Origin of the sequence: Candidatus Poriferisodalis sp., assembly GCF_965208925.1 — a bacterium.
Lineage (GTDB): Bacteria > Actinomycetota > Acidimicrobiia > Acidimicrobiales > Poriferisodalaceae > Poriferisodalis.
In genome coordinates this window covers 768781-784762 of the sequence record NZ_OZ242364.1, presented here as the reverse complement: position 1 = coordinate 784762, position 15982 = coordinate 768781, and the positions used below count along the sequence as shown (strand labels likewise).

Annotated in this window: 17 protein-coding genes; 11 read left to right on the top strand and 6 right to left on the bottom strand. The window is 69.2% G+C overall.

Annotated features, from left to right (window positions below; genetic code table 11):
- The first annotated feature begins 103 nt into the window (after nucleotides 1-103).
- Genes ACOGI5_RS03365 through ACOGI5_RS03350 form a run of 4 tightly spaced genes read left to right on the top strand, consistent with a single transcriptional unit; the run spans nucleotide 104 to nucleotide 5787 of the window.
- Nucleotides 104-1948: an acyl-CoA dehydrogenase gene (locus ACOGI5_RS03365; protein ID WP_419863061.1), complete on the top strand. Its 1845-nt coding sequence runs from the start codon at nucleotides 104-106 to the stop codon at nucleotides 1946-1948.
- A gap of 49 nt (nucleotides 1949-1997) precedes the next feature.
- Nucleotides 1998-2852 (top strand): ATP-dependent sacrificial sulfur transferase LarE, encoded by an 855-nt coding sequence (gene larE, locus ACOGI5_RS03360; protein ID WP_419863060.1) that lies wholly within the window; start codon nucleotides 1998-2000, stop codon nucleotides 2850-2852.
- Nucleotides 2849-3445 carry a hypothetical protein gene (locus tag ACOGI5_RS03355; RefSeq protein ID WP_419863059.1) on the top strand — a complete coding sequence of 199 codons (597 nt, stop codon included), beginning with the start codon at nucleotides 2849-2851 and terminating at the stop codon, nucleotides 3443-3445. The genes larE and ACOGI5_RS03355 overlap by 4 nt, the downstream gene beginning before the upstream one ends.
- Nucleotides 3442-5787: a [protein-PII] uridylyltransferase gene (locus ACOGI5_RS03350; protein WP_419863058.1), complete on the top strand. Its 2346-nt coding sequence runs from the start codon at nucleotides 3442-3444 to the stop codon at nucleotides 5785-5787. Before ACOGI5_RS03355 ends, ACOGI5_RS03350 begins: the two co-directional genes overlap by 4 nt.
- Before the next feature lie 117 nt (nucleotides 5788-5904).
- On the opposite strand, the gene ACOGI5_RS03345 is transcribed toward ACOGI5_RS03350, so the two are convergent.
- Nucleotides 5905-6768, bottom strand: coding sequence for a PAC2 family protein (locus ACOGI5_RS03345; protein WP_419863057.1), 864 nt, complete (start codon nucleotides 6766-6768; stop codon nucleotides 5905-5907).
- Here ACOGI5_RS03345 and ACOGI5_RS03340 point away from each other — a divergent pair.
- From ACOGI5_RS03340 to ACOGI5_RS03325, 4 genes are all read left to right on the top strand, one after another.
- Nucleotides 6713-7309: a GNAT family N-acetyltransferase gene (locus ACOGI5_RS03340; protein WP_419863056.1), complete on the top strand. Its 597-nt coding sequence runs from the start codon at nucleotides 6713-6715 to the stop codon at nucleotides 7307-7309. The two genes, ACOGI5_RS03345 and ACOGI5_RS03340, sit on opposite strands and share 56 nt — an antisense overlap.
- A 54-nt stretch (nucleotides 7310-7363) precedes the next feature.
- Nucleotides 7364-7867 (top strand): DoxX family protein, encoded by a 504-nt coding sequence (locus ACOGI5_RS03335; RefSeq protein WP_419863055.1) that lies wholly within the window; start codon nucleotides 7364-7366, stop codon nucleotides 7865-7867.
- Nucleotides 7868-7968: 101 nt separating this feature from the next.
- Entirely contained in the window at nucleotides 7969-8430 is a 462-nt protein-coding gene (locus ACOGI5_RS03330) for a GtrA family protein (RefSeq protein WP_419863054.1), read from the top strand.
- A complete protein-coding gene (locus ACOGI5_RS03325; protein ID WP_419863053.1) occupies nucleotides 8427-9044 on the top strand; it encodes a class I SAM-dependent methyltransferase in 618 nt (205 codons plus the stop codon). The genes ACOGI5_RS03330 and ACOGI5_RS03325 overlap by 4 nt, the downstream gene beginning before the upstream one ends.
- 79 nt (nucleotides 9045-9123) lie before the next feature.
- Here the strand turns inward: ACOGI5_RS03325 and ACOGI5_RS03320 are convergent, their stop codons facing one another.
- From ACOGI5_RS03320 to ACOGI5_RS03310, 3 genes are read right to left on the bottom strand one after another with little or no spacing between them, the layout of a single operon-like run.
- Nucleotides 9124-10206: a prenyltransferase gene (locus tag ACOGI5_RS03320; protein ID WP_419863052.1), complete on the bottom strand. Its 1083-nt coding sequence runs from the start codon at nucleotides 10204-10206 to the stop codon at nucleotides 9124-9126.
- Entirely contained in the window at nucleotides 10196-10978 is a 783-nt protein-coding gene (locus ACOGI5_RS03315) for a class I SAM-dependent methyltransferase (RefSeq protein WP_419863051.1), read from the bottom strand. The genes ACOGI5_RS03320 and ACOGI5_RS03315 overlap by 11 nt, the downstream gene beginning before the upstream one ends.
- Entirely contained in the window at nucleotides 10978-12300 is a 1323-nt protein-coding gene (locus ACOGI5_RS03310; RefSeq protein ID WP_419863050.1) for a glycosyltransferase family 4 protein, read from the bottom strand. The genes ACOGI5_RS03315 and ACOGI5_RS03310 overlap by 1 nt, the downstream gene beginning before the upstream one ends.
- 217 nt (nucleotides 12301-12517) lie before the next feature.
- Here ACOGI5_RS03310 and ACOGI5_RS03305 point away from each other — a divergent pair, with 217 nt between their 5' ends.
- Nucleotides 12518-12829, top strand: a complete 312-nt coding sequence (locus tag ACOGI5_RS03305; RefSeq protein ID WP_419863049.1) for a hypothetical protein — start codon at nucleotides 12518-12520, stop codon at nucleotides 12827-12829.
- Nucleotides 12830-12871: 42 nt separating this feature from the next.
- Here ACOGI5_RS03305 and ACOGI5_RS03300 read toward each other — a convergent pair whose 3' ends face one another.
- Nucleotides 12872-13018 carry a hypothetical protein gene (locus ACOGI5_RS03300; protein ID WP_419863048.1) on the bottom strand — a complete coding sequence of 49 codons (147 nt, stop codon included), beginning with the start codon at nucleotides 13016-13018 and terminating at the stop codon, nucleotides 12872-12874.
- 35 nt (nucleotides 13019-13053) lie between these two features.
- Complete coding sequence (locus ACOGI5_RS03295) at nucleotides 13054-13479, bottom strand: hypothetical protein (protein WP_419863047.1); 426 nt, start codon at nucleotides 13477-13479, stop codon at nucleotides 13054-13056.
- A gap of 732 nt (nucleotides 13480-14211) precedes the next feature.
- Between ACOGI5_RS03295 and ACOGI5_RS03290 the strand changes: the two genes are divergently transcribed.
- Together ACOGI5_RS03290 and hemE are read left to right on the top strand one after the other, a co-directional pair.
- On the top strand, nucleotides 14212-14559 hold the full coding sequence (locus tag ACOGI5_RS03290) for a hypothetical protein (protein ID WP_419863046.1): 348 nt from the start codon (nucleotides 14212-14214) through the stop codon (nucleotides 14557-14559).
- A gap of 291 nt (nucleotides 14560-14850) precedes the next feature.
- Complete coding sequence (hemE, locus tag ACOGI5_RS03285) at nucleotides 14851-15975, top strand: uroporphyrinogen decarboxylase (protein WP_419863045.1); 1125 nt, start codon at nucleotides 14851-14853, stop codon at nucleotides 15973-15975.
- Nucleotides 15976-15982 lie beyond the last annotated feature (7 nt).

Genomic DNA, 15982 nt, shown 5'->3' with positions numbered 1-15982 from the left:
AGCTCTGGCATCTGTGCCTACCGGCGCAAGTCCATAGTCTGTTTGCAGGTTGGTCCTGCACTGCGATGTTCCGGCACCGGCTAAGGCGTTTTGCGAGGTTGTGATGTCTGAGTACTCGGCTCCTGTTGACGACATGATGTTCGTGCTTGAGCACATCGCCGATCTGGACGGGCTGGCCGCTCATGAGCAGTTCGCGCACGCCGATCTGGAGACTGCCGGGGCGCTGCTGGACGAGGCGGGTCGCTTCATGTCGTCGGAGGTGGCGCCGCTCAACGTGCCCGGCGACCAGCAGGGGCTGGGTTTCGACGAAGGCGTCATCACCCACCCTGACGGCTTCGGCGAGGCCTACCAGAAGTTCGTCGGCGCCGGCTGGAACGGCATGGCCTTCGACCCCGACTTCGGCGGCGGCGGCATGCCGTGGTGCGTGGGCTTGGCCGTCCAGGAGATGCTGACGTCGGCCAGCATGGCGTTCAGCCTGTGCCCGTTGCTGACGCAGGGTGCGATCGACGCGCTGCTGCATCACGCCGACGAGACCCTGCAGCAGACCTACCTGCCCAAGATGATCAGCGGCGAGTGGTCCGGCACCATGAATCTCACCGAGCCCCACGCGGGCTCCGACGTGGGCGCCCTGACCAGCCGGGCCGAGCCCCGGCCCGACGGCTCCTACCTCATCACAGGCACCAAGATCTTCATCACCTACGGCGAGCACGAGCTGGCCGACAACATCATCCACCTCGTGCTGGCACGCACACCCGACAGCCCGCCCGGCACCCGCGGCATCAGCCTGTTCCTGGTGCCGAAGTTCCTGGTCAACCCCGACGGGTCGCTGGGCGAGCGCAACGACCTGCGAGCGGTGTCCACCGAGCACAAGATCGGCATCCACGCCAGCCCCACCTGCGTCATGTCCTACGGCGACAACGGCGGTGCGGTGGGCTACATGGTCGGTCCCGAGCACGGCGGCATGCGGGCCATGTTCACGATGATGAACAACGCTCGCCTGTCGGTGGGCCTGCAGGGTCTGTCGCTGACTGAGCGGGCCTACCAGCAGGCACGCGACTACGCCGTCGAGCGCAAGCAGGGACGGGCGATCGGCACCGAGCTGCCGCCCGGGCAGTCCTCGCCCATCGTCGACCATGCCGACGTGCGCCGGATGCTGATGACCATGCGGGCCAACGCCGAAGCGATGCGCTGCGTCATGTACCTGAACGCTGCTGCCATCGATCAGTCGCTGTCGGCCGCAGATCCCGACGACCGGGCGCAGGCCGACGAGCTGGTGGCCATCCTGACGCCGATCAGCAAGGGCTGGGGCACCGACCTGGGCGTCGAGATGACCTCGCTGGGTGTGCAGGTGCACGGTGGCATGGGCTACGTGGAAGAGACCGGTGCTGCCCAGCACTGGCGCGACAGCCGCATCGCGCCCATCTACGAGGGCACGAACGGCATCCAGGCCGCCGACCTGGCGTTCCGCAAGCTGCCGCTGGACGGCGGCAAGGCCATGGCGCGGCTCATCGGCCAGATCGGCGAGACCGCCGCAGAGCTGGCGGCCAGTGACGAAGCGGACCTCAAGGCGATTGCCGCCCCGCTGAGCGCGGGGGCGGAGGCCTTCGGCAACGCGGCGATGTGGCTGGGCACCCAGCTGGCGTCGGCGCCGAACGACGTGGCTGCTGGCTCGACGCCGTTCATGCGTCTGGCCGGTGTGGTGGTGGGCGGCTGGCTGCTGGCTCGCAGCGCCCAGGCGGCCACGCACCTGCTGGCCGAGCAGGGCCTCAGCGTTGCCGATGCCCGCGACGCCGGCGGCAGCGGACCGGCGGGGCCGCAGTTCCTGGCGGACAAGATCGCCACGGCGCACTTCTACGCCACCCAGATCCTGTCGAGCGCTGCCGGATTGGTGCCCGCCGTCACCGGCGGCGCCGATCAGTTCTACGCCATCCCGGCCGACCGGCTCTGAGGGCGCAGGCCTGCCGTCGAATGCACCGGGCGAGGGCGGGAGCGACGACATGACCAGCGTTGAGCCCGCCCACGCGTCGATCGGCCGGCTGCGGGGATTCTTCGAGCAGTCCGGACCGGTGGTAGTGGCGTTCAGCGGCGGCGTCGACTCCTCGCTGGTGGCGTGGGCGGCCAGCGACGTGCTCGGCGACGATGCGCTCTGCGTGACTGCCGTCTCGCCGAGCCTCGCGACCGACGAGGCAGCCGACTGCGCGGCCCTGGCGGCCGAGTGGGGACTCGCGTGGCAGACCGTCGAGACCGACGAGATGACGCGCGCCGCGTACCGCGTCAACGACGCCAACCGGTGCTTCCACTGCAAGTCGGCGCTCATGGACCAGCTCGAGCCCTTGGCGGCGGCGCGTCGCGCGACGGTGGTCCTCGGCGTGAATCTCGACGACCTCGGCGACCACCGGCCGGGCCAGCACGCCGCCCGCGACCGGGGTGCCCGCTTCCCGCTGGTGGAGGCGGGCTTCAGCAAGGCCGACGTCCGCGCCGTCAGCGCCGACCTGGGCCTGCGCACGTGGGACAAGCCGGCGGCTGCCTGCCTGGCCTCGCGGGTGCCCTATGGCACGCAGGTGTCGGTGCCGCTGCTGGCCCGGCTCGATCGGGCCGAGGCGGCACTGCGCCGGCTCGGCTTCGGCCAATTGCGGGTGCGCGACTACGGCGACACGGCGCGCATCGAGCTGCCGCTCGACGATCTAGCCGAAGCAGTCCGGCAGCGCGAATCCGTCGTGGCGGCGATCCGCGGCATCGGCTACCGCTACGTCACGCTCGATCTGGAAGGCTTCCGCTCGGGCAATCTCAACAGCGCCCTTGCAGACGGCAACTGCGTTGTTGCCGCCTCCGAAGCAGCGGGCGACGGATGACCGGGACCGAGACGGGTGCGGGTGCCCCTGCGGCAGCGCCCGACACCTCGGTGCCGCGATCGGCTGAGCCTGCGAGGCGCATCGGCACGGTGGGCGAAGCAGCCACGCGGCTTGCCGACCTCGCCATCGCCGCATTGCCCGACTGGGTGGAGCGCTGCGTGGTTGAGGCCTGCGAGCGGGGTGCCGTAGCTGCTGCGGATCTCAGCGCTGCAGCGCGTGATGCAGGGCTGCAGTGCGCGGCAGAGATCGGCCCGCCGCTGCGGGATCTGCTCGCAACCGATGTCGACGAGCAGCAGAGCACCCCCTTGAGCGTGCTGCGCTGCGCCGTGCGATTCCCTACCCAGGTGTTGGCCGACGGCGGCGTGCCGGCTCCTGGCCGCGACGACTTCGACGCTGCTCGCTTCCCGGATGATCCCTACGGGCTGACCCCGGCCTCGTTCGCCGACATCCATCCCGACCTCGGTCCGATCGGCATCGCCTGGGGCGCAGCGAAAGCGTTCGAAGTGCTGCAGCGTCGACGTACGGCCGAGCCCGCGAGGCGCGTTGACACGGCCGAGTCCGCGAGGCGCATCGACACAGAGGGGCAGCGATGACGTTGTTCGGCGAGCGGCGGGCTGCCCTGATCCGCACAGCTGCGGCCGCTGAGCTGCCTGCCGCCCTGTCGGAGCTGACCGACGCGTGGCTGGCCGAGCGCTTCGACACCGAAGCTGCCGAGTGCGGGCTGGCCGGTGCTCCGGAGGGCAGTGCGAATGGGGCTGGCACGGGCGTATCGCTCGTGGCCGTCGGCGGCTACGGCCGCAGCGAGCTGTGCCCCGGCAGCGATATCGACCTGCTCCTGCTGCACGACGGCCGGGAGTCGTTGCTGGAGGGCGGCGGAGCACTCGGGGACGGCTCGCATGGCGGCAACCTGGCCGATCGCCTGTGGTACCCGATCTGGGACGAGAAGCTGAAGCTGGGCCACGCCGTGCGCTCGCTGACCGGAACGCTGGATCTGGCGGCGTCCGACATCGACACGGCAACGGCGCTGGTCGATGCCCGCCACCTCGCCGGCGACGAAGCCCTCACCGCACGGCTCATCGAGGGAGTGGAGGCCGACTGGCGCGACAACGCATCGGGGCGGCTCGACGAGCTGCAGCGGGCCGTGAGCCGCCGGCACAACCAGAGCGGCGAGGTGGCCTTCCTGCTGGAACCGGACCTGAAGACGGGCCGCGGCGGGCTGCGTGACGCACACGCGATCAGGTGGGCGCGGCTGGCGGGTGCCGAGCTTCCCGATGCAGACACCGAGCGCCTGGCCGAGGCCTACCAGACGCTGCTGCGGGCGAGGGTGGAGCTGCATCGCACCACCGGACTGCGCAGCGACGTGCTGTCGGCTGACGATCAGGATGCCGTGGCGCAGCGTCTAGGCGCCATCGACGCCGACGCGTTCATGGCCGAGATCGCACAGGCCGGGCGCATCATCGCCTTCCTGTCAGACCAGCTGTGGTCGAGCGTCGCCCGCCAGCAGGCGGAGTTCGCCGCCCCCGAGGTCGACATTGCCGGGCTGTCGGTGCGCGACGGCGAGCTGGTGATCGACGGCGATCCTGCAGCCGATGTCGTCCTCGTGCTGCATGCGGCGGTGCAATCGGCCCGCGCTGGCATCCCGATCAGCCGAGCCAGCCTCGACAAGCTGGCCGAGCGGCAGGCGCCCTTCCCGGATCCGTGGCCGCACGGTGCCCGGGCGCTGTTCGTCGAGCTGCTGAGCTGCGGGCACAAGGCCATCGGTGTCATCGAGACGCTCGACTATTTCGACGTGTGGACCCGGGTGCTGCCCGAGTGGGCACCGAACCGCAATCGCCCCCAGCGCTCCCGCTACCACCGCTTCACGGTGGACCGTCACCTGCTCGAAGCCGTCTCTGAGGCGGCCCGGTTCACTCACCGGGTGGCCCGCCCCGACCTGCTGGTGATGGGTGCGCTGCTGCACGACATCGGCAAGGGCTACCCCGGCGACCACACGCAGGCCGGCATGCGGCTGGCAGGCCCCATCGCCCGGCGCTGCGGCTGGAGCTCAGAAGACGCCGACACCCTGGTGCGCCTCGTGCAGCATCACCTGCTGCTGACCGACGTCGCCACCCGCCGCGACCTCGATGACCCGCTCACGGTCGCCACGGTCGCCCGGGCGGCCCAGACGCCGGAGTTCCTGGAGCTGCTGGCCGTGATGACCGAGGCGGACTGCCTGGCCACCGGGCCGATGGCCTGGGGGGAGTGGACGTCAAACCTGGTGACCGCCCTGGTCGAGATGACCACCGAGCACATGAGCGGTGCCGATCAGGCACCGCCGGGCCACCGTCGCCTGCTGACCCAAAAGGTGGTGGAGCTGATGGCGGCCGGCGAGGTGGCGCTGCGGGCCGAAGACGATGTGCTGACCGTGGTGGCTCCCGACGAGCGAGGCCTGTTCAGCCGGGCAGCCGGCGTGCTGGCCCTGCGAGGGCTCGACGTGCTGCAGGCCGACGCCTACTCGAGCCCGGCGGGAATGGCGGTGTCGTCGTTCCGGATCGTCCCGCCCGACACGCCGGTGGACTGGGACCGGGTCACCTTCGACGTGCGCCGATCGCTGCGCGGACACCTGGCGCTGGAGGCGCGCATCGCCGAGCGTGCTCGGGTGTACCGGCGGCGGCGGGCGCTGTCGGCGACGCGGGCCGCCACGAGCGTCACCTTCGATGCCGAGTCGGCCACCGGGGCCACGATCGTGGAGGTGCGCACCGAAGACCACATCGGTGTGCTCTACAAGGTGACCCGGGTGCTGGCCGAGATGGGGCTCGACATCCGCTCGGCCAAGATCCAGACGCTCGCGAACGAGGTGGTCGACTCGTTCTACGTGGTCGGCCCGGACGGTCCGGTCATCGACGAGGCACACCAACGCGAGGTAGAGCTGGCCCTGCGCCACGCCCTCGCCTAACGCAATTCTCTTGCCGATTGCCGCGGTGCCCGGTTACAGTCCGAAGTGACGCAGCGCCCCCGTGCTCGTTGGCAGAGATTTCCATCTCGTGGGTTCGCGGGGGTGCTGTGTTGCTGATCAGTCTGGTTCTTGCTGTCGCAAGAACTGCTCCAGCTCGTCGATGAGGCCGTCGGGGTTCTCGACCATCTCGCTGAAGTCCTCCACGGCTTCGGCGGCGGATTCCTCGAGGATCTGCTGCGCGTACTGGGCCAGCGTGTCGTCGCCGGCGACCAGCTCGTCGATCTGGCGGCCGTAGTTGGCAGCGGCGCTGTGCAGCTCCGACTCGCCGAGCGTGACGCCCAGGAACTGCCCCACCCGCTCGGCGAGCGCCAGGGCGGCCTTCGGCGAGGGGTAGTTGTGCACGTAGGTGGGCACAGTGGCCCAGAACGACACGCTGTCGAAACCCGCCCGGTGGCAGGCGTCGTTCAGCACGCCGATGATCCCGGTGGGACCCTCGTAGGTGGACTGGCGCAGGCCCATGTTCAGGTTGAGGGCGGCGTTGTTGGATGCACCCACCACGTTGACCGGCGCGTTGTGGTGGGTGTCGGTGAGCAGCGCACCCAGCGTGACCACCGTGGAGACACCCAGCGAATCGGCCATCTCGATGATCACGTCGCAGAAGGTGCGCCAGCGCAGGCGGGGCTCCACGCCGAGCACGGTCACCACCGGCCGGCCGTCGTCGACCTCGCCGATGCGCACATCGGGCGTGGGCCAGTCGATCTTCCGCTCGCCGTCGGTCACCTGCACGCTGGGACGCACCGAGGCGAAGTCGTAGAAGTACTCGGGATCGATCTGGGCCACCGGGTGGCAGCGGAAACGGCGGCGCAGGTACTTGGCGGACTCGGTGGCCGCATCGCCGGCGTCGTTCCAGCCCGAGAACGCTGCAATGAGGATGGTGTCCTTGCCGGGTTCGGGTCGCTCCAACCACTCAAGATGGCCCACGTCGGCGAGGCTAGCGGCAGCCTGTTGCGGCCTGGCCCTGAACGATTCGGCAATGAGGCGCGCCCGCAGTCGTACGATGCGCAGCGTGGCTGAAGCTGACTCGGCAAACCCTGAGGCGCGGATCGAGGTGTGCGAGCAGGTCGGCGATGAGCTGGTCGGCGCGTTCGCGCGGCTGCACCCGCAGCTGTCGAGTTCGCCGCCGCCTGACGCCGCGGCGCTGGAGCGCATCGTCGGTCATCCCGCCAACACGGTGCTGATCGCCCGCGATGGGGCAGACGAGATCGTGGGTGCGATGATTCTGGTGCTCTTCCCGCTGGCCAGCGGGCTGCGGGCGTGGATCGAGGACGTGGTGGTGGACGAGGCCGCACGCGGGCGAGGCATCGGCGCTGCGCTCAACCGGCGTGCCATCGAGATCGCCCGACAGGCGGGCGCCCGCACGGTCGACCTGACCTCCCGACCCGACCGCGAGGCCGCCAACCGCCTGTACGCCCGGCTCGGCTTCAACCAGCGCAACACCAACGTCTACCGACTCGACCTGTAAGTACGGTCTGTACGCCAGCGTCTCGCCGCATCATCTTGAGGAGGCCCCAGAGCCATGGACCCTGACAGCATCAACTTGGGCCTGTTCGTCCTGCGAGTCATCGTGGGCGTCACCCTGGCGCTCCACGGCATCGCCAAGTTCCGGGGCGGCATCCGCGGCGTCGGCAACTGGTTCGCTGCCGAAGGCCTGCGCCCGGGATTGCTGCACGCCTACCTCGCTGCCCTCACCGAGATCGGCGCTGGCATCGGCCTGGCGCTCGGGCTGCTGACGCCGCTGAGCGCGATGGCGTTCATCGGCGTGATGACCACCGCAGGGTGGGTCGGCCACCGCAAGAACGGCTTCTTCATCATCCGTGAGGGCTGGGAGTACGTGTTCGTGCTTGCCGTGGCCGCGGCGGCCGTGGCGGCCACCGGTCCCGGCGATTGGTCGGTTGACAACGCGCTCGGCCTCGACTGGAGCGGGCCGGTCTGGTTCGTGGTCGCCATCGCCGGCGGGCTGGTCTCGACGCTGTTGCTGCTGGCCGCGTTCTACCGGCCGAACGCGCCGGCGGAGCAGTGACCACTTCGCTCCGCCTGCGGGCCGCTCGGGCCGCGGCTTGGCCTTCCGGTTCAGCTTCTTGGCGCCCCGCGCCCTGAGATTCCCGCAGTGAGGCACCGGCGGTGAGGTGGGGGCTCTTCGGACGGCTGGTCGGCTACAGCGCAGTGTCGGCCGGCACGGTGGTGGTGACCCAGTCGGTGCTCGTGGTGGCCTATGCGGTGCTGGACTGGCCTGCGGTCGTGGCCAACGTGGTGGCGGTGTGCGTGGCCGCCGGGCCTGCCTACTACGCCAACCGGCGGTGGGTGTGGGCCCGCACCGACCGGCACTCGCTCGCCGGCGAGATCCTGCCGTTCTGGGCCTACAGCCTCGCCGGGCTCGGCATCTCCACGGTGCTCGTCGGGCTGGCCGAGATGTGGTGGCAGTCGACCGTGGCCGTCTCGGCAGCGAACCTCATCGGCTTCGGGGTCCTGTGGGCGGGCAAGTTCATCCTGCTGGATCGAGTGCTGTTCGCCCGGCCCGAGGACCATGCCGGTGACCATCCCGACGCCCGTCCCGCAGCGGGCCCGACCTCCCGGCACCGATGAACCCCGAGCTGGCGGCGCTGGCCCAGCAGGTGAAGGGCTTCATGCCCCACGACGAGGGCCTGGCGCTGTACCGGGCGGCTGCCGAGGCGGCCCCGCTGGGACCGCTGGTGGAGATCGGCTCGTACTGCGGCAAATCGGCGGTGTACCTCGGTGCTGCCGCAGCAGCCGCCCGCGGCGTGCTGTTCACCATCGATCATCACCGCGGCTCAGAGGAGATGCAGGCGGGCTGGGAGCATCACGACCCAGGGCTGGTGGACGCCCAAACCGGTCGTATGGATTCGCTGCCGATCCTGCGCCAGACGCTCATCGACGCCGGCCTCGAAGAGACCGTCGTGGCCATCGTGGGCGACTCGGTCACGGTCGCGGCGCACTGGTCGAGCGCGGCGTTGGTGTTCATCGACGGCGGCCATGGGCCCGCGCCAGCGCACGCCGACTATGAGGCCTGGTCGCCGAAGGTGATGCCGGGCGGCCTGCTGGCCATCCACGACGTATTCCCGGATCCTGCCGACGGCGGACGGCCGCCGTACGAGATCTGGCTGCGAGCCCTCGACGACGGCTTCGCCGAGCACTCGGCCGTCGGCAGCCTGCGCGTCCTGCGCCGACCTCTGAGTTGACCGGCGCCTCGCTCAGCGCGCCCTCGATCATCTGCGGCGGTCGCGGACCGGCTGCGCAGCATCCGCAGACTGGCGGGGGCTAGCTGCCTGGCTTCACTATGAGCGCGTCGGCAGCCTCGCTGCGCCGGTCGAGCGCGTCGGCGGCCAGCAGCACGGCCGCAGCGGTGTAGCTGGTGCGCTCGGCATCCGGAAAGGTCTTGCTCTGGGGCACGACCCAGCCGGTGTAGTAGCTGCCGTCGGCGTTTCGCATCGCAGACGTGGCCTCGAAGAGCCGGCGAGCCGTGACGATGTCGCCGGTGCGCAGGTAGGCGAGCGCGCACTCGCAGGTCTCTGCTGCGGTCACCCAGGCCTGGTCGGCCACGCAGCGCACGCCCTGAGGCAACAGGAACTTCGGCGCGCCCGCAGCGAGATGAGCGCGGGCCTGAGCGCATTCGAGCGCGCCGCACAGCACCGGGTAGTACCAGTCCATTGCCCAGCGGTCCTTGGGCTCGAACGAGTCCGGCCGGTGACGGATCAATCGCTCGATCTCGGTTGCGGCCCGCTTCCAGTCCGGACGCTCGCGCCCCAGCAGGCGTGCAAGGGCGACGCCGCAGCGCAGCGAGTGCGCGATCGACGACGATCCGGTGAGCAGGGCATACGGCCACGGTGTGCCGTTGGCGTGCACCGCCCACGGGATGTGGCCGCTGGACTTGCGCAGGCCGACCACGAAGTCGAGCGCCCGCTCGACCGTCGGCCACATGGATTCTGCGAAGCCGCGGTCACCGGCGGCCTGCCAGTGATGCCACACACCCACGGCGACGTAGGCACAGCAGTTCGTGTCGACCTTGGCGTCCTTGATGCCGTGGGCGGTGTAGTAGTTGTGCCAGCTTCCCGCAGGGTGCTGGTTGGCGGTGAGCCAGTGGTAGGCGGCCTCGGCGGCGAGGTGCCGGCCTGCCGACGCCAGCGCCATGGCGGCTTCGGTGTGATTCCACGGATCGGCGTGCCCGCCGTCGAACCACAGGATGAGACCGTCGGGCTGCTGGCACGCCTCGATGGCATCGGCCGTGGCAGCGACTTGCTCGGGCGTGAGCAGCGGCGCAGTGCCGACCGCGAGCTGTGTGGGGCGGTCACGCCCACTGTCGGGACTCGCAGCCAGATCTGAGCGCGTGAACTCAGGCTGCATGTGCGGCTCCCACTGGTTGAGCGAACGGCTGAGCCTTCTGGTGCGACTGGGCCTTGTACGCATACAGCACGAGCGACTTGGGCAGCAACAGATTCAGAAACCGATCCAGCGTGCGCGTGAGCGGCGGCGCTGCGGTCATGTCCCACACCAGCAGCCGGTGATACGCCTTCACCAGCGGATGCTCATCGTTGCGAGGCCCCACCAGGCACCGCAGCCACCAGTACGGCGTGTGCAGGCCGTGCGCACCGTGGCTGTCGGAGACGTACAGGCCTGCCGCCGCCAGCTTCGCCCGCAGTTCCTCCGATCGGTAGATCCGGACGTGGCCGTCGGGCACCGCGGGTGCGTGGTAGTCGGCCGACAGCGCCCAGCAGACCCGTTCGGCGGTGCGCGCCGGCACGGTCACTGCGATCGTGCCGCCGGGTCGCAGCACCCGTGCCAGCTCGGTGATGGCCTGCTCGTCATCGTGGATGTGCTCGAGCACTTCCGCAGCGATGATCCGGTCGAAGCTGGCGTCGGGGTAGGGCAACGCGGTGGCATCGGCCACGACTGCATGACCGAGCTGCTGACCGGCCGGCGCGTCGATCTCGCCGGCATCATCCATGGCCGCGAACATGTCGGTGACGGCGCGCAGCTCCTCGGGATCGCGGTCCGACGCGACGGTGACGCAGCCGCGCCGGGCGCTCTCGAAGGCGTGACGGCCCGCGCCGCAGCCCAGGTCCAGCACCCGGTCGCCGCGCACGGCGCCGAGACGCTCGTAGTCGACAGTGAGCATCAGCGCTGGGCAAGCACCCTGAAGTCGCGCCGGCGTGGTGGCGTCGCTGGCGCTTCGGCCAGCAGCGCCCGGTACTGCTCGACCGTCTTGCGGGCCGTCGCAGCCCATGAGTAGTTGGCCTGTACCCGCGCCCGGCCGGCAGCGCCGACGGTCGCTCTCAGATCCGGCTGGGCGAGGGCCCAGCCGATGCGCGCCGCCAGCGCCTCCGAATCGCCCGGGGGCACCTGCAGGCACGTTTCGCCGTCGGCGCCGGTGACTTCGGGCAGCGCACCGCCGGTGGTCGCCACCAGCGGCACCCCGCACGACATCGCCTCGATGGCAGGCAGCGAGAAACCCTCGTACAAGGAAGGCACCACGGCCAGCTCTGCTTCGTTGTAGAGCTCGACGATTCGCTCGTCGGGCACGCCGGAAACGAACTCCACGCTGCCGGCCAGGCCGAGCTGATCGATGAGCCGGCTGGCCGCCGAGTCGTCCTTGGGCCGCCCGATCACCACGAGGTGCAGCGCTGGGTTCTCCGTGCGCAGCTTCGCCAGGGCTTCGAGCAGGTACGCCAGGCCCTTCATGGCGACATCCGCGCTGGCGGTGGTCATCAGCCGGCCCGGCACCGGTGTCACGTTCTCGAGGGGCCGGAACTGCTGCGGATCGACGCCGACCGTGACTATGTGCAGGCGGCTCGGGTCAACGCGTAGGTCAGCGACAATGTCGTCGAAGCTGTTGGCAGACACGGTGACGACCCGGTCGAGGCGCCGAGCGACCCGGTTCTGCATCTTGGTGAAGGCGTAGAAGCGCCGCATGGCGAGCCGCTTGCCGCGTGTGGGCGCGTGGGCGATCTCGAGCCGCCGGTCCACGGTGATCGGATGGTGGATGGTGCCGAGCGTGGGCATGCCGGCCCGGCGCAGCCAGTCGATGCCGTAGCCGAGGCACTGGTTGTCATGCACCAGGTCGAAATCGTCCAGCCGGCTGCGCAGCGCCCCGAATGCTCGCAGGCTGAACGTCAGCGGCTCGGCGAACGAGGCCGTGCAGGTGATGAGCCACTCCAGCACGTCAATGGGCGAGCGGAACTCGGCCAGCTTGGGCACCCGGAACGGGTCTGGCATGCGGTACAGGTCCAGGCTGGGCAGCTCGGTCAGCTTGATGCCGTCGTCGAGGTGGGGGTAGGGCGGCCCGCTGAACACCTCGACGCTGTGGCCGAGCACCGACAGCTCACGGGCGAGGTGACGAACGTAGATGCCCTGGCCGCCGACCCAGGGATGACCCCGGTACGTCAGCAGCGCGATGCGCAGCGGACGCTCAGCTTCGACCAGCCCAGTGTCGGGTGCCATCGGAGCCTCCGTCCGCAAGCGAGAACCCAGCGAGCGAGCATCCAGCAACGCACGTGCGAGCCGGGCCGCTTCGCCGGGGTCGCGTGAGGCTACCGGGCACCCGTCCCCGCCCCGGTACCGTTCGCAGCGCATGTCTGACACTCCTGGGGCTGCCGCTGCGCCGGTACCTGCGGTCTCGCAGGGCCGACGGAATTCATCGAGGTGACGCAGGTGCGGAATGCCCTATCGACGGCGGCATGGCGTCTGCGCATCGCATGGCCCAAGGTGTGAGCTTTGGGCGGATGAAGTTGAGTACATCGACTCCGAAGTTGAGCGCTGGGCAGACGAGAACGACATAGACGACGAGTGGGTGCGCAATGTCCTTCAAGATCGGCGCGAGCGGGCCGCTGTCGCGCGTTTCGCGAGCTTCGGAGCCGAAGAAACACAGGCGACAGTCGACGGCAACAACATGAACGCCGCCGAACTGCAGTTGACTGCCGACGGTTTGCGCCGGGCCGCTGCTCAAGGGCGTTTGGGGTGCGGACTGTGAGGTCGTTGCCGATCGAGTGAATCAGCCGGACCTTGGCGTCAGCTAGTCGGCCTCGCGACGCTCGCGGTGCGTCAGTTCTTCCTCCGCCTCCGCTAAGAGCGCCTCGGCTCTTGGACGGTCCGCGAACTCATCGTGCAGTTCGGAGAGTGGTCGCAACTCGAGATTGCGTCGCCGCTTGAACCGGCCCATCGCCCTGACGCTAGCCACCATGTCAGGCACGGCTCCTACGCCACCGATTGGATGTTCGCGGGGTGGCCTGCAGCAAGACGATCCGCCGGGCGAGCTCCGGAAGCCTCGCCAGATTCAGAGCGCTCCATCAAGGTGCATCCGATTGCCCGTGCTGAGTGAGGCCAGCCATCCAGAGAGAACAGATCCAACGTCTCCTGGTTCAAGAGATACACAAACTCGGAACTCATGCCCTCGCACGATTCCTTCGCTGTCGGCGCCAGCACCCCGCAGTCCACGCTCAAGTGAGCGATGCACCCCATCACGAACGTCTTGTACTCCTCGTTGAGTTCGCGTTCGACTTCATGAATGCCTGTTGTCACCGCGATGGCATCGACGCCAAGGTCTTCGATGCAGGAGCCCCTTGCGGCTTCAGCTCTCGGGCTGAGTTGCTCCAAGAGACGCCCAAGGCGCGCATAGGCCACAGCGAGATCGTCTGCCGTCGCGCTGTCCGACGCGAGGGCAGCCTGCTCCGTAGCCGCAGCATGTCTGACTGAGCTCAGATAGCTCTCGAGCCAGTCGAGCGCCGAATCACAGCCCTTGGGTGCGACTACCGAGGGTGGCCAAAGCAGTTCTGCTTCTAGTTCCGCGTCGTCTACGGCGTATCGGGACCTTGTGTTGCCGCATGGCCAAGGAGCGGGCACCTCGGCTTCGTCGGTTCGCACCTGCAGGGCTGGAGCGCTGAGGTTGCACAATCGCCAACCGTCATCCTCAACCGTGATCTCGTAACAGACGTAGAGCATCGGCGCCAGCAGCAGCAATTCTGTGTGCCCCGCGCGTGCCTCGCATTCCGCCCTCGCTTGCTCGACCGGGCTTGATTCGCCGCAGGCGGCGGCGAGAGAAACCAGCAGAATCAACGAGATACAGGGTGGAACGCAGGCAGAAACCGGCAGCGGCAGGCGTCGCGCCGACTCGTCGTGGGACGCGGCAAGCGGTCGCGAGTCGAGAACTCGTTGCCGCCGAAACCAACACATCGCTTCGACGCTAACGACCGTGTTGGGCGCAGGCCTCGACCTCAACGTTCCAAGTCGCGGTGTCGCGGCTGTGGAAGTGACCCGTTCGTCGGACGTCGGGCAGCGCGGGCTGGGCATGCGAGTACCCTGCGAAACGACGGTTGATCGCAGGGTCCCGGCAGTACACCGCGAGGAGTCCGCAGGGTGAGCGATACGCAACTCAGTGCTTTGCTGGAAGTCATGCCGGACATCGCTGCGGCCGTCAACGACTTCAAGTCAGAGTCAGTCCAGCGCGACGCGTTCCGCGTGCTCGTCGATGTCGCCGGATTCGATGTCTCCTGCATCGATTGGGATGAGACAGGCATGTCGACAGCGCTGCTTGAAGGACTCCTCGGTGAAGCCGGTTTCCAGGAGATCGTGGACAAGCTGGAGGCCTTTGAAACTGCTTCGCCTTTGTCTGACCAGGCAGATCGGCCGGATGCTTACACACCTGAAGAACTGCGCGAGATGGCGCGACGGGCCGGCCGTGGCGAGCCAGTCAGCCTCGCATAGCGCAGCGGTGTGACTTGGCGAATCGCCGATCCACAGGGCTGCTTCAATGAGTGGGCCAGTGGCAAGAGCGACCAGGAGCGTGAGCGGCTGCTTGGCGGACTCTCCGATCTCGCGGATCGGCCCTTTGACGAACTGCCGGGATTCCGACTCACGGCCCGGTCACCGATGAATCGATGGACAATCATCAGTTCAACTCTGGTCGTCATTCGGGTCTACGAGCCCGCCGGGGTCTTCGACTTGGTGGATCTTCGAGACTTGTGAGTTCGGCCGCCCCGGTACCGTTCGCAGCGCATGTCTGAGACTTCTGGGGCTGGCGCGGCGCCGGCTGCTGCGCTGCCGGCGGATCATCCGATCCACCGGCTCGGCGACAGCCTGTACATGCGGGCCGCCCGATGTCGGCGGACCGAGCAGGTGCCGGTGTGGTTCCAGCGGCAGGCCGGGCGCTCGCTGCCGGAATACCGGGCGCTGCGCGGATCGGGCAGCATCCTCGACGCCATCGCCGATCCGGCCACCGCCGCCGAGATCACCTTGCAGCCGGTGCGCCGCTACGGGGTCGATGCGGCCGTGCTGTTCTCCGACATCGTGGTGCCGGCCGCCGCCGTCGGATTCGGGGTCGACGTGGTGCCCGGCGTGGGCCCGGTGGCTGGCAATCCGCTGCGCAGCCGCAACGATCTGGACCGCCTGCCGGAGCTGGACGCCGAGGTGCACACCCCGTACGTGCTCGACACCGTGCGGCTGCTGGCGGCCGAGCTCGACGTGCCGCTCGTCGGGTTCGCAGGGGCGCCGTTCACGGTGGCGAGCTACCTGGTGGAAGGCGCGCCCTCCCGCCAGCACCTGCGGACCAAGTCGCTCATGTACGCCGACACGGCGCTGTGGCATGACCTCATGGAACGGCTGGCGTCCATTGCTGTGGCGTCGATGCGATCCCAGGTGCTCGCGGGCGCCAGCGCCGTGCAGCTGTTCGACTCGTGGGCGGGCACGCTGTCACCGGCCGATTACGCCGAGTTTGTGGCGCCGCACAGCAAGCGGGTCTTCGACGAGCTGGCCGACCTGGGCGTGCCCCGGGCGCACTTCGGCGTCGGCACAGGCGAGCTGCTCGACCAGATGGCCGAGGTGGGCGCAGACGTCGTGGGCGTGGACTGGCGGGTACCGCTCGAGGCGGCTCGCGGGCGGGTCGGGCCCGGCGTGGCGCTGCAGGGCAACCTCGACCCGGCCCTGTGCGTGGCGGGATGGGACGCCGTGCGCCCCGCCGCCGACCGCATACTGGCCGCAGGCACGCAGGAGCCCGGCTACATCTTCAACTTGGGCCACGGCGTGCTGCCCGAGACCGACCCCGCCGTGCTCGAACGGTTGACCGACTACGTGCACGCGTACCGACGGCCGCTGCCCAAACAGCCCGACATCCAGCCCGACTGAGTGGGGC